The sequence below is a fragment of the Veillonella sp. genome (assembly GCF_018364065.1).
In the GTDB taxonomy this organism is placed as follows: Bacteria; Bacillota; Negativicutes; order Veillonellales; family Veillonellaceae; genus Veillonella_A.
In genome coordinates this window covers 71075-90795 of sequence record NZ_JAGZMO010000007.1, presented here as the reverse complement: position 1 = coordinate 90795, position 19721 = coordinate 71075, and the positions used below count along the sequence as shown (strand labels likewise).

Sequence of the window (19721 nt, the reverse complement as noted above, 5' to 3'; positions counted from 1 at the left end):
TTTTGCAGCCGGTTATGGTAATTACAAGTCCGCTAATGCCGTAGCAATCGGTGCATTCTATCGTCCATCCAATGACCTGTTATTCTCCGTAGGTACCAGTATGGGTGGCGGTGAAAACATGTTTAACGCCGGCGTAAGTGTTAAATTCGGCAGCAGCAACGAATACGCTAATTATTCTAAATCGGCCTTAGCAGATGTGGTGTCTAAACAGTCGAAGCAATTAGAAGAGCAAAGCTCAACGATTGAATCCTTAAAAGATCAAGTAGCAAAACAGGCTCAGGAAAATAACGAATTGCGCGAACAGGTACAACAGATTATGCGTCAGTTAAGTGCGCAATAGAATTTTAATTCAATGGAATGCTCAATACACTCCTATTACAGTTGAGCTAACAACGAATTCAACTCAAAGACTTAAATTCGCACAACGACACTTAATTCTAACTGGAAACGGTGCAGGGCAATGTCCCTGCATCGTTTCTTTTTTTGTATATGACACAGGAGGCTGTACTCTATTTGACGGCTTTGATTTGTGTGCTATAATAAGGTATCTTTAATAGTATTGAGTAGAGACAAATGTATTTTGTTGAAAGAGGGAAAAGAAATGAGCGATGTTGTTGTTAGAAAAGGGACTGCTGAAGATGTAGCCGCCTGTCTTGATATTTATAACTATGAAGTAGTGCATGGTGTAGCCACCTTAGATATTCAGCCACGCACTTTAGACGAATGGAATCAGTGGTTTAACGCACACAGTACCTATAACCGTCCGCTTTTAGTGGCGACCATTGACGATCAGGTTGCAGGATATGCTACGTTGTCCGGATACCGTGATAAAGAAGCTTACATCAGCTCCGTAGAATTATCTATCTATGTAAGCCCTAACTTCAGAAAGCACGGTGTAGCCACAGCCTTGATGGGGGATATTCTGGAGTATGCTAAGAAAGAGCCATCCATTCACTTAGTTGTATCTGTTATTACTGCAGGTAACGAAGCGAGCGTTAAGCTCCATGAAAAATTCGGCTTTACGTATGCCGGTCAGATTCCGATGGTAGGGGTAAAGAACGGTGAATACCAGGCAATCGACAACTACTATTTAATCGTAAGAGAAGATAAAGAATAATATAACGTTGCAATATTAAAGGCCTCAACAGTACGTTGTCTACTGTTGAGGTCTTTCTTCTTATCTTTATAAACTAAATCGAAAATTTTCTAAAAAGGGGCTTGCAATTTTAAAGAAGTTGTTGTAATATAATACATGCATGAGCATGCATTTAGTGATTGAGTCATTTGAACGATACACAGTTATCGAGATTTGAACACTAAAAGCACAGCGTTGAGTGCTTTACTGACATGATCATGTACTTATTACTAGAGGAGGTAACGCATATGACTGACCTTTTTACACGGTGGTTTACGGACTACAAGCGAGTAAAAGAGATTTCCGATGCGCTGGAAGCAGCGTTAGAGTCGCGAATTAACTTAAGCTTGAATGCGTACTATGTACTCCAATTTTTAGCGAAGGCGGAAGAACATAAATTACGACTGAATACACTTCAGGATTTAGTCGGTTTAAGTCAGAGCGCCATGTCGCGTATGATTCTCCGGATGGAAGGAGAAAATTGCGGTTGTATTGAGCGACGCTCCTGCGATTGCGATAAGCGCGGCGTTTATATAGGAATTACTGCACATGGCCTTGAAAAACTGGACAGTGCAACACCGATTGTGGAAGAAGTATTACATTCGTTTTACAGCATTAAATAAAAATTTGCTGTGAGTTCGGAATTCCGATGTAGAAAGATGCGAGACGTGGCGTCTTTCTATATCGTTTACATATAGTTATGCCTTTATAAATGTATGTGCATGCATTTATAAGGGTATAACCAAAGATTTTACCTGATACAGGTCTTGATTCATTATAGAGGAGTCGAAAAATGAAACAGTTAACAGATACAATTACATTTAGAAGAGGCGTAACCGTTAAGAATAGATTGGCAATTCCACCAATGACTACTCGCATGAGCTACTACGACGGTGTAGTTACCGGCGATGAAGTAGCATACTACAGCATGCGTACCGGTGATGTGGGTCTGTTTATTACAGGCGTTGCAAACATCAAGAAAAACGGGATGGGTTGGACCGGCGAACTTGGTGTTTATGATGATAAATTTATCCCCGGTCTCAGCCGTTTGGCATCGGCTATTAAGCGCGACGGAACTAAAGCAGTACTTCAGATTTTTCACGCAGGCCGTATGACAGACAGCAAGACCATTGAAGGGGAACAGCCTGTTGCACCAAGTGCAGTGGCTTCTGAAAGAGAAGGCGCCGAAGTGCCTCGTGAACTCACGAATGATGAAATTGAAGAAATTATTGAGAACTTTAAATTGGCTACGGTACGTGCTATTAAAGCCGGTTTTGACGGTGTAGAATTGCACGGTGCCAACCAGTACTTATTGCATCAGTTCTTCTCCCCGCATTCTAACCGTCGTACCGATAAATGGGGCGGCTCCTTGGAAAAACGATATACTTTTATTGAACGCGTAGTTGATGCGGTTATCGGAGTGGTTGATGAAATGGGCGCTAAAGACTTTATCGTAGGCTATCGTTTCTCTCCACGTGAAGTGACGAATCCGGGTTATAATTTGAAAGAATCCTTATGGCTTGTTGACAAATTAGCTGATAAGAAATTGGATTACCTCCATATTTCCCTGACTCGTTTCGAGCGCGTAAGTGATGCACCTGACTATCAGGAAAAATCCATGCTCGAGTATGTGCATGATGTAATCGACGGCCGCATGCCGTTGATCTCCGTAGGCGATATCAGAACCAGAGCTGATTTGGAAGCAGCCTTGGAACACTCTGAAATTGCCGCTATGGGGATTTCTTCCTTAATCGATCCAAATTGGAGTGCCAAGATTTTGGCAAATCGCGATGACGAAATTCGCATGAACCTTAATTTACAAGACAAAGATTTGTTAATGATTGCAAACGGTACTTACGCATTTATAGAAATGAAAGCGCCGGATCGTTTGATTAAATAAAACAGGCCCGTTAAAGAGAAAAGAGCCTCCCGAAGAGAATATTTGAGTTGATTATATTGCAAAAAGCCACAAGCGATACGTGTCAGTCGCTTGTGGCTCTTTTTATTGTTTATAGCTTTTAGTTAGAGCTTTCATTCACCGTTTTCAGTTGTAGCTTTTGGCTATAATTTTTCTAGTGATCTACTGATGAAATTTTGGGGGGGTGAATTACTAATGTAATTTTCTTGCCTCATTCTGATAATGGGCCTGTAATATGTCGTCTTCGGAAAAGGTGAAAATTTGCTTTAACTCCGTCCGCAAGGCGTTGCAGAGCTGCACTAAAATCTCTACGGTCAGGCCTTGAATCTGATAGCCCCGTTCAATGCGTGACAGGTAGCTGGCGCTGATACCGGAGTATCGGGCCAATTCGCGCTGCAGTAATCCCTGCTGACGCCGAATCTTAGCAATTTTAAGACCTAAGCAGCGATATAAATTAGGACCGTCAATATATGTATGCTTTGGAGACGGCGGCACCAGCGGAGTAAGTATCGATGCCAGTGCCAGTGTGGAGTGTTTCAGATTCTCTCTTTTTTCTTGTTCCATAATACTCATGAGTGACCTCCCATATGTATTTAAAAACAAGAATACCAACGCATAGTAAAGTTCCATAGACTTTACTGCATTAGATAATACATAATCTAATGCACTAAATAATACGCAATCTACTGTATTAAATAATACGTGCTCCATTGCACTAAATAATACGCGAAAAGAATCAAGATGTCTACGCAATAAGACTCAGAATATCCAAAAGTTCATATAAATGAAACATCGTTCAGTTTTATATGCCTTAGCAGGTTTACCTGTGGGTAAATGAGTCGGTTTAGCATCCTATATGTAAATCATAGCATTAGTAATTTCATTAACATCAGGGGTTCAAACGCTAAGGTAAAAAGCAATTGTTTACACAGAATATAGTTCCGGTTTCCGATCGTTAAATACATTGATGCGCTGACGAATCTCTCCAATAATATTCGGGTCAATAAAGGTGTATGAAATACCCGGCGTGTCGCCCAGTTCCAGCTGGATATGGCCTAACGGGTCTATAACCATAGAGTGACCGCCCATTTTCGCACGGCCGATTTGACCGCAACCGTTCACGGCGCATACATACATCTGATTTTCGATGGCCCGTGCCTGGTTTAAAATCTTCCAATGAGTAATGCGTGACAGTGGCCATTGGGCGGGAACGAATAATACATCAATTCCCTGAAGAGCCACGGTGCGCACGAATTCCGGAAAACGCAGGTCATAACATGTAATGGAAGAACATATCATGTCGTCCAATTGGAATTTGTGAATCTTCGTGCCGCCCGTGTAATATACATCCTCTTTGGCCGGTGAAAATCCGTGTACTTTGTCGTATTCGGAGATGATGGCACCTGTATTGTCCGCAATATACGTCGTATTATATACCTTGCCGTCTTTCAAGGTACTTACAGAGCCGCCTACAATATGAACCTGCAGCTTTTTAGCAAGGTTGCTTAACATGTCTTTCGTACGCAGGCCGTCTTCATCGCAAAGGGCGGGCAATTCGTCCGTAGGCTGAAAACCTGTATTCCAGGTTTCCGGTAACACGATAATGTGAGGAGAGCGCTCCGATGCGGTATAAATAGCTTCTTCCATAGCCGCGTAATTGTCTTCTATCTGTCCTACTTGAGTATTAATTTGAATGATGGCAATTTGTTTCATGAGAGCTCCTTTCCGATGCTTCTGCCGAATGGTGTTACTCGTACTGTAGAATTTGAAAACTTCTTACTTTTAGTATACTGATTGGCATTTTTAAAAGTCAATGGACGTGAAAAATTTTACAATTACTTTAATCATTTGGAGATGACAAGTTGATAAACGCCTTAACTGTGCGAGTAGATGAATAGAAAAAAGACAATTTATTTCTAATAAATTCAGTAAATTTTGAAATAACAGGAAAATTTAAAATGGGCGATTAGCCTATATAGCGGGAGTAATTTGATATACGTTAGATTAAAATAGATTAACAAAAGGATAGGCGCATTAAGGGTGCAAGGAAATAAAGCAGTGTGGTATAATATAGGATGAATTCGTGTTTACAAAAGTAAAACAGATAACACTAGGAGGATAACATGAAGCGATTAATACTCGCCCTTTGCATGCTTTGCGGTTTGGCGCTCGTGCTGACGGCGTGTGGAACAGAAAACGATAAATCGGCCACTGCTACAAACTCAGGCAGTACAGCGGCTCCAAAGGTAACGGCAAAGGCCGATGTACCGACAGCGGTGCCGGAAGGGATTCCTGTTCTGATGTATCATAAAATTGGCCCTGATGCGGATAATGACGCGGTAATCAGGGAAGACTTATTCCGTGCGCAGATGAAGTTTTTACACGACAACGGATTTCATCCGCTCACCATGGATCAGCTGAATGACTATGTTCGCGAAGGCAAGGCTGTGCCGGTAAAACCGGTCGTGCTCACCTTTGATGACGGCTATGAAGACACCTATACCATTGCCTATCCGGTACTTAAGGAATACGGTTTCGCCGCTACGGTTTACATTAATCCGGGCGATATGGGAACACGTTTGACTTGGGCGCAGGTAAAGGAAATGAGCGAAAACGGTATTACCATTGCCAGTCATGGTTATGATCATGTACGCATGAACGAATTATCCGACAGCGAACAGGCTGCCAATGTATCGAAGGCGCAGGCCACTTTGAAGGATAAGTTAAATATTACAAATGAATGGTTCTGTTATCCATATGGTCGCGAAACAGACTACACGCAGAAGTTGATGTCTGAAAACGGTATTAAACTGGCCGTAACGATGAATCCGGGCTGGGTTCACGTAGGCGACAATCCATATGCTTTACACCGCATCTGGATCGGCAATGCCGTAGACTTGAAACATTTTGAAGAACGTATTACGACTGAAAAATATACCGACTTATAATCTTCAGCAAACGATAGGAGCTATGTATGAAACGATTCTTTAGCAAAGGGTGGGTAAAATTTATAATCCTTATCTTTCTTTTTACCGCCATTACGTCTCCGATTGTAGTTTTATTCGGGCCGTTTGATAATTTGAAACGTACTGTGGTAGGGGCCATTATGCGTTCCCGCCATCCGCAATACATTACCTGGTTATTTAATCAGGACGAGATTAATATGATTCTCGGGACCGTAGGGACTGTGCGCAGTCAGGACTTATTTAAGTTTAAAGCTCGTGAAGATACGACTTTGAAATTACGTAAAATCGAGTCTACCCGTTACGTTGGGTACATCTTGGAAATTCCGGACCCTCGCCGTGTAAAGGTGGCGACGGCACAGAATATTCAAGAAAAAGGGGAAACTGTAAGTAACATTGCCAAGGATAATGATGCGGTAGCGGCTATTAATGCCGGCGGCTTCCACGATCCGAACGGCACCGGTACAGGCCGCTTGCCTTATGGTTTCATTTTACAGGATGGGGACTACATTATCGGTAAAGATGTAGGACCTGACGAATCCGTTGACTTTGTAGGCTTTACTAAAGACGGCAACCTCATTGCAGGTAACTATAATAAAACGGAATTGGCCGATATGAAGGCTATGGAAGGGATTACGTTCGGACCACCGCTCATCATTGACGGTCAGAAGATGATCACCGACGGCGACGGCGGTTGGGGCATCGGTCCTCGTACGGCTATCGGACAGAAGAAGGACGGTACCGTATTATTCCTCGTTATTGACGGTCGCCAACCGGGCTATTCCACAGGGGCTACGCTCCGTGACGTGCAGGACGTTCTCTATGCGGAAGGCGCGTATATTGCAGCTAACTTGGACGGCGGCTCCAGTACAACCTTGTATTATAATGGCAAAGTAGTTAATAAACCTGCCGATTTATTGGGCGAACGGATGATTCCAACGGCCTTTATTGTTAAATAGGAGGACCCATGACGTCATTTGGTAAAGTAATGAGCGCGTTTGTAGTAGGCTTACTGCTACAGGGCGGCGTTTACTATTATTTGGAACAAGTCTATTTTGCCCCTACGGCCGATTTTGCGGTAAGCTCCGGCGACGCTCAAGATACAGACGGCAACTTCCCGGAAGTAGGCGAGGGGAATAAATATTACTCACAGGGCCACAAATATATGGCCGTTGTGACACAAGACAGCGTTAAAGTATATACATCAGGCAAAAAAGAGCCTGTTAATATTGATTTAAAAGGACGCCATGTAAGTTATTTCGAATGGCTGCCTGACCGTGATTTGGCTATTATGGGCCTCTATGGCGGCGAAGAAGACAATGTAGTATTGGCCCGTTTCGATCCGGAATCTCCTGAACATGAAGTGGATACGACCATGAAAGATTTGCCGGCAGACAGCAAGATTGTTGACGCCGCATTCTCTACAGCTACGAACGTAGTGTATATGAAAATTAAAGTGGCTGAAAACGCGTACCGCATTTATCGTACGGATGCGAACTATGATACACGCCGCGTATATATGCAGGCGTCCAATATCGGCCGTATTGCCGTATTCTATGATGAAGATAATTTCTTCTATGATAATGTGCGTACCGGCGATGTGTTCATGTTTGACGGCACGGAAGGCGGCTGGCGCGTTATCAATCCGCCGGGACGTTATCGTTTAATCGGTGTCGATAAAGACAAGAATATTTATATCGCCAAGGTAAACGAAGACGACGAAGTGTTGGGGATCAGCAAAGGTCGCTTGGGCGTAGGCTTCGATACGATTGCAACCTTTGATAAGCCACAGGATTTGAAAACTATTACGATTGCGTCTATTGAAAAAGGCGACTATGCCAACGCTTCATCGAGTGATTCCAAGTCCAGCGATTCTAAATCAAACAGTTCCAATTCGAGCAGCAAGACTCGATAAAACCATTGAAAAGCATGACAGCGCCACAATTTGACTTTACTTGGTAAGAGTGTTAGTCTGTATAGTGGTATATAATAAATGAGGTGATTCTATGGCCAAGTTTAAAATTCAAAAAGGCCTTAGCGATGCAGATATGTTTAAGAATGTTGTGGAGGAAGAAACGTTTGAAACCGCCATGTTAAAGGGCGAAGCAGAGAGCAAACGTCCCGTATTACATAAGAGCAAGAACGGCAATCCCAACAGTCAGGAAGCGTTTTATCGCGAATTTTTAACAGAAAAAATTGAAACACAAATCGGTAAATTATTACTGGATATTAAGATGGAATATTTCAAAGACGGGTACGGCGATTTCTCCGTTCAAGTAAAAAAGGACGGACGTCGCATTGTCCTCGAAACGGCACCAAAGCAGGTTAAATAATTGACACCCTAGGGTGCTGGCGTTTGAAAGCCCCTAAGGACTGTCCTTAGCCTTAGGGGATATTTCATTTTATATATAAAATAGAGAGTAAAGCAAAACAATAGAGAGTAAAGCACCGAGCTTTGGATAGAGTTCGTTTTGTTTGAAAGGAGTTCGAATATGAAATCAAAAAAAATACGGATTATGGAGACGGTTCTTCGCGACGGTCATCAATCTATATTAGCAACGCGCATGCGTACAAGCCAGATGGTACCTGCGTTGGAGAAGTTGGATTCCCTCGGATATGAAGCTTTGGAATGCTGGGGTGGAGCTACTTTTGACAGCTGCCTGCGCTTCTTGGATGAAGATCCATGGAACCGTTTACGTACCTTGAAAAGCCATTTGAAAAACACGCCGCTTCAGATGTTGTTGCGCGGCCAGAACTTGTTGGGTTACAAACACTATGCTGATGACGTAGTGGATGCGTTTGTAACAAAAGCAAAAGAAAATGGTATTGATCGAATTCGTATTTTTGATGCCCTTAACGATCCACGCAATATGGAACAGGCTATCAAAGCCGGTAACAAATGTGGCGTTCATGTACAAGGCACTATCGTTTACACATTGAGCCCTGTTCACACAAACGAAATGTTCGTAAATGTGGCGGAACAGTTGAAAGACATGGGCATTAATTCCTTATGTATTAAAGATATGTCCGGTTTGTTGGCTCCATATGATGCGGTGTCCTTAATCCAGGATATTAAGAAACGCTTGGGCGAAGACATGGTTATCGACTTGCACAGTCATTTCACATGCGGTCTTGCCAGCGCTACGTACTTAAAAGCTATCGAAGCAGGTGTAGATATTGTAGATACGGCACTTAGCCCATTCGGTCATGCTACATCCCAGCCGGCTACTGAAAGCTTGGTGGAGATGCTTCGCGGTACTGAATACGATCCTGGCTTGGATCTCAATACACTTCGTGAATTGGCTTCTTACTTCCGCGGCGTTCGCAATGAAATCGCTCAGGAATTCGGCTTAACACCGGCCCATGAAGTATTGCCTGAAGTTCGTCACTACCAGATTCCCGGCGGCATGATGTCCAATACAATGAATCAATTAAAAGAAATGGGTATGGAAGATAAATTCTTCGACGTTATGGATGAAATGCCTCGCGTTCGTGCCGATTTAGGATACCCTCCATTGGTAACACCGACCAGCCAAATCGTTGGTACTATGGCTATGATGAACGTTAACTTCATGGTGAACGGTCTCGAACGTTACCAGATGGCGCCAAACGAAGTTAAGGACTTGGTTCGCGGCAAATACGGTCGTTTACCGGCTCCAATCAATCCGGAAGTGCAGAAGAAGCTAATTGGCGATGAAGAGCCAATCACTTGCCGTCCGGCTGACTTGGTAGCTCCTGAACTGGCTAAATTCCGTGCAGAACTCGAAGCACAGGGATTCCAGGGCTTTGCTGATGAAGACGTACTTACATACGCTATGTTCCCTGAAGTGGCTTTACAATTCTTCAACAAACACTCTCAGGAAGTCGTTCGTCGTCAATTGACAATTCCAAGAGACTAATTCTTAGCAAGTAAGATAATTAACGATTTGGATAATTAATGATTAAGTTAATTATCGATTAAGATAAAAAAGCATGCGTGCTGACTCAACGGTAGTAACCGTAAGTGGCACGCATGCTTTTTCTTTTGATTTAACTGTATCTTAATTACTCAATCTTTATTACTCAACCTTAATTTCTCATAACGTATGGCTCATAAGCATCAATTTTACATATAGAGATATAACTTATATAATAGGTACTATAGAGTTGAAGAGAAAGAAGGAATATGTATGTTGTTTGAAGAGATTAAATCCTATTTCGAGTCACAGGGGTTAGGTGACCGGGTAAAAGACTTGAGTCAGTCCAGTGCTACGGTGGAAGAAGCGGCTAAGGCCGTTGGAACGGAGCCTAAACAGATTGCCAAGACCTTATCCTTTCTTATCGACGGAGAACCGATTCTGGTCGTAGCCGCCGGTGATGCGAAAGTGGACAATCACAAGTTCAGAGCGGAATTTAACCATAAGGCGAAAATGATTCACGCCGATGAAGTGGAAGGCTATGTAGGTCATGCTCCCGGCGGGGTTTGTCCATTCTGCATTAAGCCGAATGTAAAGGTCTACCTGGACGTGTCATTGCGCCGCTTCGACATCGTATATCCTGCAGCCGGCACGGCACATAGTGCCATTAAATTGACGCCGGATGAATTGGCCGTTCACTCCAAATCATTGAAATGGGTGGACGTTTGCAGTCATTGGGAATAAGAAAGCAGACTTTGCAACGCATCAGACATGAATTGCGTAGAATTATAGCACTCTAATGTGAGTGGTGCGGAGTTTGCCGATTAGGCTGCACTGCTTATTTTACTGCTTTAATCATAAATATAGGAACATCCTCGTATTGCAGGTTTTCATCCAGCTGTACCAACGGTCGAATATTCGGTTCTATGTCCAATCGGCTCACCTTGAGCGATTGCAAAATAGACGCATCCCATTGAGGGCGAATTTCACGGCTTACAGGAAGCTGATTTTTTATCTGCGTACATTCATCGAGGGTTGCGCTGGCCATGTGCTCATGTACATGGCCTTTTGTATTGGTAAATGTAGTTTTGCCGTAGTCGGAGTCAAAGTTGAGAAGTAAGCCGCCCGGCGCGAGTACGCGGAGCCATTCGCTGTAAGCCGCTTCCGTATCCGGCAATGTCCAGGTTACATTGCGGCTGATGAGCATGTCGAAACTGCTGTCAGGGAAATCCAAACGGGTGGCATCCATTTTTTCAAATTGAGCCGTGCTGTTAAAGGCGCGGCTGTTTTCGCGTGCATGGTTTACCATTTGCATAGACATGTCGATGCCGATTGCATGGTGCCCTTCATGCGCTAAGAGGAAGGAGAAGAAGCCGGTGCCCGTACCTACATCAAGGACGCGTAGCGGTTTCCCTTGCGGAAGTTGACTTACGATTAACTTGCTCCATGCGTGACCGTTCGGACTCTGCATTTCCTGCATGCGCAATGTATTAAAATCAGCACTACGTTTATCCCAGTAGGCTTCGATTTGTTGTGACAGACTCATAATACCTCCAAGTGGTTTAGTGAATTAAAATCGTTCTGTGATTTGATATATATAAAATTATATGAAACTCATCAGAATTTAGTAAGCGGGGGAGGGGGTTATTTTTGAAAATATCCCTAAATTAGTATAATTTTATCCCCTGGGGTGGCTTTTCAAGTTGAATGAGAATGGCTACACTAAAAGAAGAAGTATTTTGAGAATCGTTGATTCATGGTAAGATATATTTTTAACGGTAATTACACAGTACGTGAACAGGGGCGAAGAGGAAGGGCCCTGTTATTTTATACATTGGAAAGGATAGCCGTGTGGATTAAAGCGATACGACGTCTGGCGGAAGGCTTGGCCTTCTTATTTATTATTACGGCGCTCACGTTTTTTCTCATGCACACTACGCAGGACGATGTGGTGGACGTAGTTTACAGCCAGCAACAGAGCCTGTCTGTAGAGGCGCAGGCGGCCAAGCGTGAGGCACTACAACTGAATCAGTCCGTAACGACGCAGTATGTAAACTGGCTTGGCGGCGCTTTGAAGGGCGAAATGGGCCGTTCCTATGTAAATGGGGAAGAAGTGACGGCACTGTTGGCGAAGCATTTGCCGGCTACACTGGTGCTCATGGGCAGCGCCTTGGGCGTTACGCTTATTATTTCGGTACCGTTAGGAGTTATTAGCGCACTGAAACGAGATTCCCTCATAGACAGAGTATTGCGTGGATGGTCTATTTTAGGGAATTCATTGCCTAATTTTTTTACGGCCTTGTTGCTGATTATTATCGTGGCCTTACAGCTTCACTGGCTGCCGGTTATAGCTAGAGCAAACAGTTTGCAAGGGCTGATCCTGCCTACCGCCACGCTCGTAATCGGTATGAGTGCCAAATACATTCAACAGGTTCGTACGCTCACGATTGAAGAGTTGGAAAAACCTTATATTATGGCTCTTCGCACGCGTGGTGTTTCGTGGCGCACGATTATTCTTCACACCGTATTGCCCGCTATTTGTCCGCCGCTGCTGACATTGGTGGCGCTGTCTTGTGGATCACTCTTGGGCGGTGTTACTATTGTAGAATCCATTTTCATGTGGGACGGCATCGGGAAATTGGCGTATGATGCGATTGTGAGCCGCGATTATCCGGTATTGCAGGGGTATGTAATCTGGGTGTCCTTGATCTATATTATTTTGAACGGTTTGGTGGATATATGGCAGCAACGGCTCAATCCGCAGTGGCGAGAGGCAGGTGACGGCTATGAAAAATCCTGACTTACGCACACTTCGAAAGGGGCGCGAGTATTTGCGAACCTTTGAAGTGTGGCCATTGTTCATTGTGTTGCTGTTGGTGCTGGCAGGCCCCTTTTTATATGGGCAAGATCCTTATGCACAGTTTTTAGATAAGGCTTTGCAAAGTCCGTCCTGGGCACATTGGGCGGGCACAGATCAGTATGGCCGAGATGTAATGGCTCGTATCCTTACCGGTGGCCGCATTACGATAGGCACCAGTTTTCTCATCGTTACGGCCGCCGCCCTGGGCGGAACCTTTTGGGGCTCTTTGGCGGGCTATAAAGGGGGCCTTTGGGATTGGTCAGTCGTACGGGTAGGTAACTTGCTTTTATCGTTACCTTCTTTGGTGTTGGCCATTGCCTTAACTGCTTTGCTGGGCGGTGGACTGGACAAAGTTGTATATATTTTTATCGTCCTATACATTCCGAAATATGCCCGTTTGGGACGCAGTTTGACGCGGCAAATCAAGGATTTGCCATTCATTCACATTGCGAAAATGAACGGCCATAGCACTTGGCATATTTTGAGATATTATATAGGTCCGTCGATTCAGCAGACGATTATAACGACGGCAGCCTTAGACATGGGCGTAGTCCTCATGGAACTGGCAAGCCTTTCGTTCTTAGGCCTTGGCGCCATGCCGCCTACACCGGAATGGGGCAGTATGCTCAGCGCCGGGCGCAGTGTGATGCAGTTGGCTCCGTGGCTTGTGTTGGGCCCGGGCGCGGCGATTGTAGTCACGGTGGGCGCTATTCACCTGGCCGGAGAACATTGGCGAAACAGGTAAACTGTATAAAAGCGTTAGCTTTACGAACAGGCTGGAATCCATAAAACATTAGTAATTTATTGAAACGTTATTACTAATTTATCACTAATTTTATATTAATCGATGTGTGTTGACCGGGAGTAAATTATGAAACGTAAAATCAGACAAGTATGGGCATTAGCCGCCTTGATGGGTGTGTTGTTGCTATTGAGCGGCTGTTCCTTATTCGGCGATTCAACAGATAATAAACATGTGCTACACTATGGTACGACCGCTTATGGTCCGGCCATGGAAAATGCGGGCCTCAATCCGCAAGTGGCTTATCAGGGGTGGAGTGCGGTGCGCTATGGCGTAGGCGAGACTTTGGTAAAATTCTCCGAGCAGATGGAAGTTGAGCCTTGGTTGGCAGATACGTTTGAAGTTGTGGATCCTCATACAATCAAGTTCCACATTCGAGACGGCGTGACATTTTCCAACGGCAAAAAGGTGGACGGTGATGCGGTAAAAGCATCTCTGGATGCGTTGCTGGCGAAACACGATCGTGCGTCTAAAGATTTAAAAATTAAACAAATCACGGCGAATGGTCAGAGTGTTACGATTCAGTCGGAACATCCTACATCCGTATTGTTAACGTATTTAGCGGATCCATACAGCGCCGTAATTGATGTAAGTGCCGGCGAAAAAGACCGCATCGTTGTGGGTACCGGTCCGTTTATAGCGAAGGAAGTTACAGACAGTACAGTAAAATTGGTACGCAATGATAATTATTGGGGCGGTAAACCGAAGCTGGAAGGCGTGGAAGTACAGCGCATTACTGACGGTGATACATTGACGATGGCCTTACAGCGCGGAGATATTCAGGCGGCGCAAGGCTTGCCATACAGCAGTTTAGGGTTATTTACGAATAATGCAGATTACGGTATCAGTTCAGCCGCTACATCTCGTGTATATCAAGTGGCATTTAACTTTAAAGAACCTGCCATGCAGGATGTACGCGTACGCCGTGCTATCGCCATGGCGATTAATAAGGAAGCCTTTGTAAATGTATTATTAAAAGGAAATGGTATTGTAGCTACAGGCCCATTCCCGTCTACAACGGCGTTAGGGCAAATGCAGATTCAGGCTCCTACGTATGACCCGGCCGCCGCGAAAGCGTTGTTGGCTGAAGCAGGTTATACAGATACTGACGGAGACGGCTATGTAGATAAAGACGGCAAACCGCTAGTTGTTCGCTGGCTTACTTACACCTCTCGTCAGGAATTACCCTTGTTGGCTGAAATGGCGCAGCAGAATCTGAAAGACATCGGTATTAAGGTAGAAATTAACGCTACCGACGCGTATTTGAGCAATTTAAAACAAGGCAACTTTGACGTATTTGCCAAGGCCTTTGTAACAGCTCCAACCGGTGAAGGTTCCTATTACTTTAAAACTGTTGCTTTACCGGGCGCCGTGGACAACGTAGGCCAATACATGAACCCTGAAGTGGTTCGTTTAGATGAAAGCTTGGATAAAACAGGAGATGAAGCGGAACGTCATCTCATATTCCAACAAATGACACAACAGGTGCTGGATGACAGTGCGTTCATTTACGTGGCATTCTTGAAAATGAACTTGGTGACCAAGGCGAACGTAACAAACTTTAAAGCCTATCCGACAGATTATTATGAGTTGAACAAGGATATTGATATACAATAGTTTTCAGCAAATGTATGATTTGGTCAATCTTGAATGTTGAACATTATAAATTAAAAGCAGTTGCAGAGTTAAGTGCTGAAGAAGAAAGGAGGAATCCCGATGGAGCAGGTAACAGCTAAGAAAACTGACATACCAACAGCAGAAGAGGGTAGGCGGGCTTTTTCTGAAGCCGATGAAAATCTCATATTGAACATTCAGGATCTTTGCATATCCTTGGATGGACAGCCATTATTGAAGAATGCCTGTGTAGCCGTACCACGCGGTGCGGCCATCGGGATTGTAGGGCCAAGCGGCATTGGTAAGACAACATTTATTAAGTCACTCATCGGTGCGTTGGGCGAGCAATGGTCCGTGGACTGGGGTTCCAGCACGATGTTCGGTGAACCGGTGCCGCAGAGTGAAGCGCAGTGGCACGCTATCCGTGGTAAGCGCATTACCTACATGGCGCAAGATGCGTCCTCCGCCTTTGTGCCGCGCCGTACAATGTTGGCGCAGCTGAAAGAAATCTGCAAAGCCATCGACTTGCCGTGGAATGAGGGATTACAACGCATCCAAAATTTATTGCAGCGCTTGGACTTACCGGAGTCCTGCATTAATTCATATCCGGGCGAATTATCCGGTGGGATGTTGCAACGTTTGGCTTTATTAGTGGCCTTACTGCCAAAGCCGGACCTGCTCATTGCCGATGAACCTACAGCGTCATTGGACTTGATCCGGCAGGTGCAAATGGTGGAACTCTTGAAAGAAGTAACGGCGGAAACCGGTTGCGCTTTATTGTTTGTGACACATCGGAAAGAATTACTCGGACATTTAAGCAGTCATATTTATGAACTAAAAGAGGGACAATTGCGTCCCTTATTGATGGAAGATACTTGTGAAACAAGCGTTTCAGATGGAACGAGCGAATCGGGACAGTCGTCAGATAATGCAGGTAACGTCGTACAATTGCCTTATGAGTCAGACAAAACCGTACAGTTGTCTGGTAAATCGGGCGAATCAGAACCTTTATTAGTGATGAACCATGTTTCGATTACTTATAATCAGACGAACAACGCATCAGCCGGAGAAAATTCGGACGTTGAGGCGGTGAAAGATGTATCTCTTCATGTGAATCGCGGTGAATGGGTGGGCATCATCGGCCCGAGCGGAGCCGGGAAAAGCTCCATTTTCAAGGCCCTCTGTCAAATGATTCATTCTTACGAAGGGCAGATTCAGCTAGCCGGTCGAGAATTACACAGTTTGTCATTACCGGAGTTAGGGAAAATTGTACAGCCCATATTCCAACAGCCTCACAGTGCTTTTAATCCGAATAAAAAGTTGGACTGGAGTTTTGGTGAGGCGCTAACGGGTCTTACTAAGAATAAAGATACTTTAAAAGAACAAATTCATCACAATTTGGAGGCGGTGAATTTACCTCTTTCTTACGGAGATAAATACATTGATGAATTGAGTGGCGGTGAAGGACAGCGTGCCGCCATAGTTCGCGCACTTATGGGGAAACCGCAGCTTTTATTGTGCGATGAAATTACATCCGCCTTAGATCCGGCTAATGTGAATGATGTGCTGGAATATTTGAGAGAATTAAAAAAATCCGCTTCGGTGAGCGGACTTATTATTACTCATGATTTGGGCGTGGCCCAAGCATTGTGCAGCCGTATTTATGTGATGGATGACGGGTGCATCGTGGAGGAAGGCAATATACAGTCCCTTATGGAAAATCCGAAGAGTGCGACCATGGAAAAATTGAAAGAAGCATTCCATTATGGCAAGGCTCATTGACTTGTAAATGTGATATAATGAATTGTACATTACAAAAGGCGGTGAGACTGTGGAGCATGAAATTTTAGAGCAGAATAAACAGGAATCGATTGATTCGACGAAGGCGACTGATGGTCAAGGGCATAAGGCAGAACACAGTCACGTTCATGCTCACAACCATAGTCATAGCCATGACCATTTACAAGCCCATGAGCATGAGCACGATTACGAACATGGTCATGGGCACGATCATGAGCATGAGCATACTCATCATGGAGATGAGGCAGGGGCACATAGCCATGGGCATGGTCATACACATAGTCACACACAGACTAAAGCGGTGCTGAATCGTTTATCCCGCATTATCGGCCATTTGGAGTCGGTGAAGCGCATGGTAAATGAAGGGCGCGACTGCAGCGAAGTGTTGGTGCAGTTGGCTGCCGTTGACTCCGCCGTTAAAGGTGTAAGCCGTGTTGTAATGAAAGATCATATTGAACATTGCCTGGTAGAAGCGGTCAAAACGAATGACCACGAAACCTTGGAAAAACTGAATACCGCTATTGATCGCTTTATAAAGTAACAATTTGTTATTTTATAATAGAGTATGGAAGTTAACAGCAAGTAAGTTATTCGTAAGGAGGTTACATTATGTCAAAAGTTGTAATGAAAGAACATTTACGAAATGAGTTAACGAATTCTAAGCAGAGTCATTCTGTGCTTACTGATGTGGGCAAAGATGTAGGCGGCTTGGAAGAATCTTTTTCACCGGTTGAATTATTAGCTGATACTTTTGCTTCTTGTGCACTTTCCATCATGGGTCTTATTGGCGGTAAAATGGGCTACAGTTTCGTTGGTGCTTATGCTGAAGTAGCAACAGATGTAAGCTCCGAAGAATTCAGAGTTAAAGAAATTAAAATTGATTTCCATTTACCAAAAGATGTTAAAGAAGAGGATCGTAAAGAAATTGAAACCTTGCTTCACGAAAAATGTGTGGTAGGCCGCAGCTTGAATGCTGATTTGAAACAAACAGCTACATTTACTTATGATGTTTAATCTTCGTTACATCATGTAACATCGTTAAAATTAAATGGCTATTTAATAACAAAAAAGGACTGTACTAACTGTGCATAATGCAACAATTGGTACAGTCCTTTTTAATTGTATTCGGTTAACTGAACCGGATTAATCAATACTAAGCTGGAACAATCCAAACAAAGGTAGATCAATCAAAACAAAGTCAGTTTAATCAATATAGCTCGGTCGCTTATTTAATATGTTTGCTGCCTCGTTCGGTCATAGGTACCGCATCTTTACAAAGTGGGCATTCTTCAGGTTTGTAAGTTGGAACAGTAAGGTTAAGAAGAGCCTGCACTTTTTCTTTTGGCACGCCGAATTCAGCTTTGCCGCCGCTGCGGTTAACTAATAAACCAACGCCAACGATTTCACCGCCGGACGCATTAACTACGTCAACAACTTCCTGCACGGAACCGCCGGTAGTTACGATGTCTTCCACGATGAGTACGCGTGTACCCGGTTCGATGCGGAAACCGCGGCGAAGAGTCATAACGCCTTTTTCACGTTCTGTGAAAATAGCGCGGGTGCCGAGGGCTTTACCAACTTCATGAGCTAATAAGATACCGCCGGTCATAGGCCCGATAACTAATTCCACGTTTTGATCGCGGAAGCGTTCAGCCAATTCCTGGCAAAGGCGTTCAGTGTATTTAGGATGTTGTAATACATTGAACTTTTCTACATACATAGGGCTATGTAAACCGGATGTTAAAAGAAAGTGACCTTCTAAAATAGCTTGTGTGTCGATTAATAATTGTTTTACTTCTTGTTCTGTCATCATTGGGATATAGCCTCCATTTCATGTATAATCAATTCCACGGCTTCTTGTGGATTTTCAGCTTTCGTAATAGGTCGTCCGATAACTAATTTGGACGCGCCGTCTTCTAACGCACTCTTCGGAGTGGCAATGCGCTTCTGGTCGTTGGCAGCCGCAAAGCTTGGACGAATGCCCGGTGTTACGATTAAGAAGTCAGGACCGCACGCTTCGCGAATGGCTTTCGCTTCTAATGGGGAAGCGACTACGCCGTCCATACCGGATGCTTTAGCCAATTTAGCCAATTTTACAACCTGGTCGGCAATCGGAAGTTGTCCGCCTGTAGCTGTCCATGCTTCTTCGTCAAAGCTGGTGAGCACAGTTACAGCTAACAGTTTTGGTCGTTCCACGCCTAATTGTTCCGATGCTTTAGTAGCCGCTTCGGCCGCTTTCTGCATCATCACAGGTCCGCCCTGGCTGTGGAGGGTGATTAATTTGGCACCCAAACGAGTTAAGGAGGTTACGCCTTGAGCTACGGTGTTTGGAATATCGTGTAATTTCAAGTCTAAGAACACCGATTTGTTTTGATCGCGTAAATATGAGATTGTGTCAGGGCCGGCAGCGTAAAAAAGCTCCATGCCAACCTTGTAGTATGACACTGAATCACCGAGAGTGGTTACGAGTCGTTTTAAATCGTCTAAGGTTGCAACGTCTAAAGCGACTATCAGTCTGTCATCGGCCATTTTGAAACCTCCTTGTCAATTAAGTACTACTATATATAAATTCATTCAAATAATTTTTGCATAAAATAGGGATAAAGTCAAATTTGTTTTGACTCACTCCATTAGGGCGTATTCCTTAATATTACTTCTTTATCGACCCTATTTGGTATATAATAAGAGTTAGGCTATATCGAAAAATATAGTGATTTTGACACAGCGACGAAG

At 44.1% G+C, this 19721-nt stretch carries 21 protein-coding genes; 16 read left to right on the top strand and 5 right to left on the bottom strand.

What is annotated here, in order from left to right; all coding sequences use genetic code 11:
- From KHZ77_RS08040 to KHZ77_RS08025, 4 genes are all read left to right on the top strand, one after another.
- On the top strand, positions 1-340 hold a 340-nt coding region (locus tag KHZ77_RS08040; protein WP_295197665.1), incomplete at its 5' end, for a YadA-like family protein.
- A gap of 261 nt (positions 341-601) precedes the next feature.
- Positions 602-1117, top strand: a complete 516-nt coding sequence (locus KHZ77_RS08035; protein WP_295197663.1) for a GNAT family N-acetyltransferase — start codon at positions 602-604, stop codon at positions 1115-1117.
- A gap of 266 nt (positions 1118-1383) precedes the next feature.
- Entirely contained in the window at positions 1384-1758 is a 375-nt protein-coding gene (locus tag KHZ77_RS08030; protein ID WP_295197660.1) for a MarR family transcriptional regulator, read from the top strand.
- A gap of 170 nt (positions 1759-1928) precedes the next feature.
- Positions 1929-3035: an NADH-dependent flavin oxidoreductase gene (locus KHZ77_RS08025; RefSeq protein WP_295197657.1), complete on the top strand. Its 1107-nt coding sequence runs from the start codon at positions 1929-1931 to the stop codon at positions 3033-3035.
- 210 nt (positions 3036-3245) lie between these two features.
- On the opposite strand, the gene KHZ77_RS08020 is transcribed toward KHZ77_RS08025, so the two are convergent.
- Positions 3246-3626 carry a helix-turn-helix transcriptional regulator gene (locus KHZ77_RS08020; RefSeq protein ID WP_295197655.1) on the bottom strand — a complete coding sequence of 127 codons (381 nt, stop codon included), beginning with the start codon at positions 3624-3626 and terminating at the stop codon, positions 3246-3248.
- A 351-nt stretch (positions 3627-3977) separates the two neighbouring features.
- Positions 3978-4766 (bottom strand): carbon-nitrogen family hydrolase, encoded by a 789-nt coding sequence (locus tag KHZ77_RS08015; RefSeq protein ID WP_295197652.1) that lies wholly within the window; start codon positions 4764-4766, stop codon positions 3978-3980.
- 410 nt (positions 4767-5176) lie between these two features.
- Here KHZ77_RS08015 and KHZ77_RS08010 point away from each other — a divergent pair, with 410 nt between their 5' ends.
- The 6 genes from KHZ77_RS08010 to KHZ77_RS07985 all read left to right on the top strand — a co-directional run bounded on the left by KHZ77_RS08010 (position 5177) and on the right by KHZ77_RS07985 (position 10656).
- Positions 5177-6001: a polysaccharide deacetylase family protein gene (locus tag KHZ77_RS08010; protein WP_295197649.1), complete on the top strand. Its 825-nt coding sequence runs from the start codon at positions 5177-5179 to the stop codon at positions 5999-6001.
- A 26-nt stretch (positions 6002-6027) separates the two neighbouring features.
- Positions 6028-6975 (top strand): phosphodiester glycosidase family protein, encoded by a 948-nt coding sequence (locus KHZ77_RS08005; protein WP_295197646.1) that lies wholly within the window; start codon positions 6028-6030, stop codon positions 6973-6975.
- Between the two features lie 8 nt (positions 6976-6983).
- Positions 6984-7931 carry a hypothetical protein gene (locus tag KHZ77_RS08000; protein WP_295197643.1) on the top strand — a complete coding sequence of 316 codons (948 nt, stop codon included), beginning with the start codon at positions 6984-6986 and terminating at the stop codon, positions 7929-7931.
- A gap of 91 nt (positions 7932-8022) precedes the next feature.
- The gene (locus tag KHZ77_RS07995) at positions 8023-8349 is read left to right on the top strand and encodes a hypothetical protein (RefSeq protein ID WP_295197641.1); all 327 of its coding nucleotides are present in this window, start codon (positions 8023-8025) and stop codon (positions 8347-8349) included.
- Between the two features lie 159 nt (positions 8350-8508).
- A complete protein-coding gene (locus KHZ77_RS07990) occupies positions 8509-9915 on the top strand; it encodes a pyruvate carboxylase subunit B (RefSeq protein WP_295197638.1) in 1407 nt (468 codons plus the stop codon).
- A 270-nt stretch (positions 9916-10185) separates the two neighbouring features.
- Positions 10186-10656, top strand: a complete 471-nt coding sequence (locus KHZ77_RS07985) for a YbaK/EbsC family protein (protein ID WP_295197635.1) — start codon at positions 10186-10188, stop codon at positions 10654-10656.
- Between the two features lie 94 nt (positions 10657-10750).
- On the opposite strand, the gene KHZ77_RS07980 is transcribed toward KHZ77_RS07985, so the two are convergent.
- The gene (locus tag KHZ77_RS07980) at positions 10751-11458 is read right to left on the bottom strand and encodes a class I SAM-dependent methyltransferase (protein WP_295197632.1); all 708 of its coding nucleotides are present in this window, start codon (positions 11456-11458) and stop codon (positions 10751-10753) included.
- A gap of 288 nt (positions 11459-11746) precedes the next feature.
- On the opposite strand from KHZ77_RS07980, the gene KHZ77_RS07975 reads away from it, so the two are divergent.
- From KHZ77_RS07975 to KHZ77_RS07950, 6 genes are all read left to right on the top strand, one after another.
- A complete protein-coding gene (locus KHZ77_RS07975; RefSeq protein ID WP_295197629.1) occupies positions 11747-12712 on the top strand; it encodes an ABC transporter permease in 966 nt (321 codons plus the stop codon).
- Positions 12699-13517, top strand: a complete 819-nt coding sequence (locus tag KHZ77_RS07970; protein ID WP_295197626.1) for an ABC transporter permease — start codon at positions 12699-12701, stop codon at positions 13515-13517. Before KHZ77_RS07975 ends, KHZ77_RS07970 begins: the two co-directional genes overlap by 14 nt.
- Before the next feature lie 126 nt (positions 13518-13643).
- Positions 13644-15191: an ABC transporter substrate-binding protein gene (locus KHZ77_RS07965; RefSeq protein WP_295197623.1), complete on the top strand. Its 1548-nt coding sequence runs from the start codon at positions 13644-13646 to the stop codon at positions 15189-15191.
- Between the two features lie 99 nt (positions 15192-15290).
- Positions 15291-16970 carry an ATP-binding cassette domain-containing protein gene (locus tag KHZ77_RS07960; protein ID WP_295197621.1) on the top strand — a complete coding sequence of 560 codons (1680 nt, stop codon included), beginning with the start codon at positions 15291-15293 and terminating at the stop codon, positions 16968-16970.
- A gap of 49 nt (positions 16971-17019) precedes the next feature.
- Positions 17020-17529, top strand: a complete 510-nt coding sequence (locus KHZ77_RS07955; RefSeq protein ID WP_295197618.1) for a metal-sensing transcriptional repressor — start codon at positions 17020-17022, stop codon at positions 17527-17529.
- 68 nt (positions 17530-17597) lie between these two features.
- On the top strand, positions 17598-18002 hold the full coding sequence (locus KHZ77_RS07950) for an OsmC family protein (RefSeq protein ID WP_295197615.1): 405 nt from the start codon (positions 17598-17600) through the stop codon (positions 18000-18002).
- 211 nt (positions 18003-18213) lie between these two features.
- Here the strand turns inward: KHZ77_RS07950 and pyrE are convergent, their stop codons facing one another.
- Together pyrE and pyrF are read right to left on the bottom strand one after the other, a co-directional pair.
- Positions 18214-18801 (bottom strand): orotate phosphoribosyltransferase, encoded by a 588-nt coding sequence (gene pyrE, locus KHZ77_RS07945; protein WP_295197612.1) that lies wholly within the window; start codon positions 18799-18801, stop codon positions 18214-18216.
- Positions 18798-19517: an orotidine-5'-phosphate decarboxylase gene (gene pyrF / locus KHZ77_RS07940; protein WP_295197609.1), complete on the bottom strand. Its 720-nt coding sequence runs from the start codon at positions 19515-19517 to the stop codon at positions 18798-18800. The genes pyrE and pyrF overlap by 4 nt, the downstream gene beginning before the upstream one ends.
- Positions 19518-19721 lie beyond the last annotated feature (204 nt).

Bases quoted from the DNA above. Each gene is read 5' to 3' on its own strand.
- KHZ77_RS08035 (WP_295197663.1), top strand. From the start codon at position 602: ATGAGCGATGTTGTTGTTAGAAAAGGGACTGCTGAAGATGTAGCCGCC.
- KHZ77_RS08030 (WP_295197660.1), top strand. From the start codon at position 1,384: ATGACTGACCTTTTTACACGGTGGTTTACGGACTACAAGCGAGTAAAA.
- KHZ77_RS08025 (WP_295197657.1), top strand. From the start codon at position 1,929: ATGAAACAGTTAACAGATACAATTACATTTAGAAGAGGCGTAACCGTT.
- KHZ77_RS08020 (WP_295197655.1), bottom strand. From the start codon at position 3,626: ATGAGTATTATGGAACAAGAAAAAAGAGAGAATCTGAAACACTCCACA.
- KHZ77_RS08015 (WP_295197652.1), bottom strand. From the start codon at position 4,766: ATGAAACAAATTGCCATCATTCAAATTAATACTCAAGTAGGACAGATA.
- KHZ77_RS08010 (WP_295197649.1), top strand. From the start codon at position 5,177: ATGAAGCGATTAATACTCGCCCTTTGCATGCTTTGCGGTTTGGCGCTC.
- KHZ77_RS08005 (WP_295197646.1), top strand. From the start codon at position 6,028: ATGAAACGATTCTTTAGCAAAGGGTGGGTAAAATTTATAATCCTTATC.
- KHZ77_RS08000 (WP_295197643.1), top strand. From the start codon at position 6,984: ATGACGTCATTTGGTAAAGTAATGAGCGCGTTTGTAGTAGGCTTACTG.
- KHZ77_RS07995 (WP_295197641.1), top strand. From the start codon at position 8,023: ATGGCCAAGTTTAAAATTCAAAAAGGCCTTAGCGATGCAGATATGTTT.
- KHZ77_RS07990 (WP_295197638.1), top strand. From the start codon at position 8,509: ATGAAATCAAAAAAAATACGGATTATGGAGACGGTTCTTCGCGACGGT.
- KHZ77_RS07985 (WP_295197635.1), top strand. From the start codon at position 10,186: ATGTTGTTTGAAGAGATTAAATCCTATTTCGAGTCACAGGGGTTAGGT.
- KHZ77_RS07980 (WP_295197632.1), bottom strand. From the start codon at position 11,458: ATGAGTCTGTCACAACAAATCGAAGCCTACTGGGATAAACGTAGTGCT.
- KHZ77_RS07970 (WP_295197626.1), top strand. From the start codon at position 12,699: ATGAAAAATCCTGACTTACGCACACTTCGAAAGGGGCGCGAGTATTTG.
- KHZ77_RS07965 (WP_295197623.1), top strand. From the start codon at position 13,644: ATGAAACGTAAAATCAGACAAGTATGGGCATTAGCCGCCTTGATGGGT.
- KHZ77_RS07960 (WP_295197621.1), top strand. From the start codon at position 15,291: ATGGAGCAGGTAACAGCTAAGAAAACTGACATACCAACAGCAGAAGAG.
- KHZ77_RS07950 (WP_295197615.1), top strand. From the start codon at position 17,598: ATGTCAAAAGTTGTAATGAAAGAACATTTACGAAATGAGTTAACGAAT.
- pyrE (WP_295197612.1), bottom strand. From the start codon at position 18,801: ATGATGACAGAACAAGAAGTAAAACAATTATTAATCGACACACAAGCT.
- pyrF (WP_295197609.1), bottom strand. From the start codon at position 19,517: ATGGCCGATGACAGACTGATAGTCGCTTTAGACGTTGCAACCTTAGAC.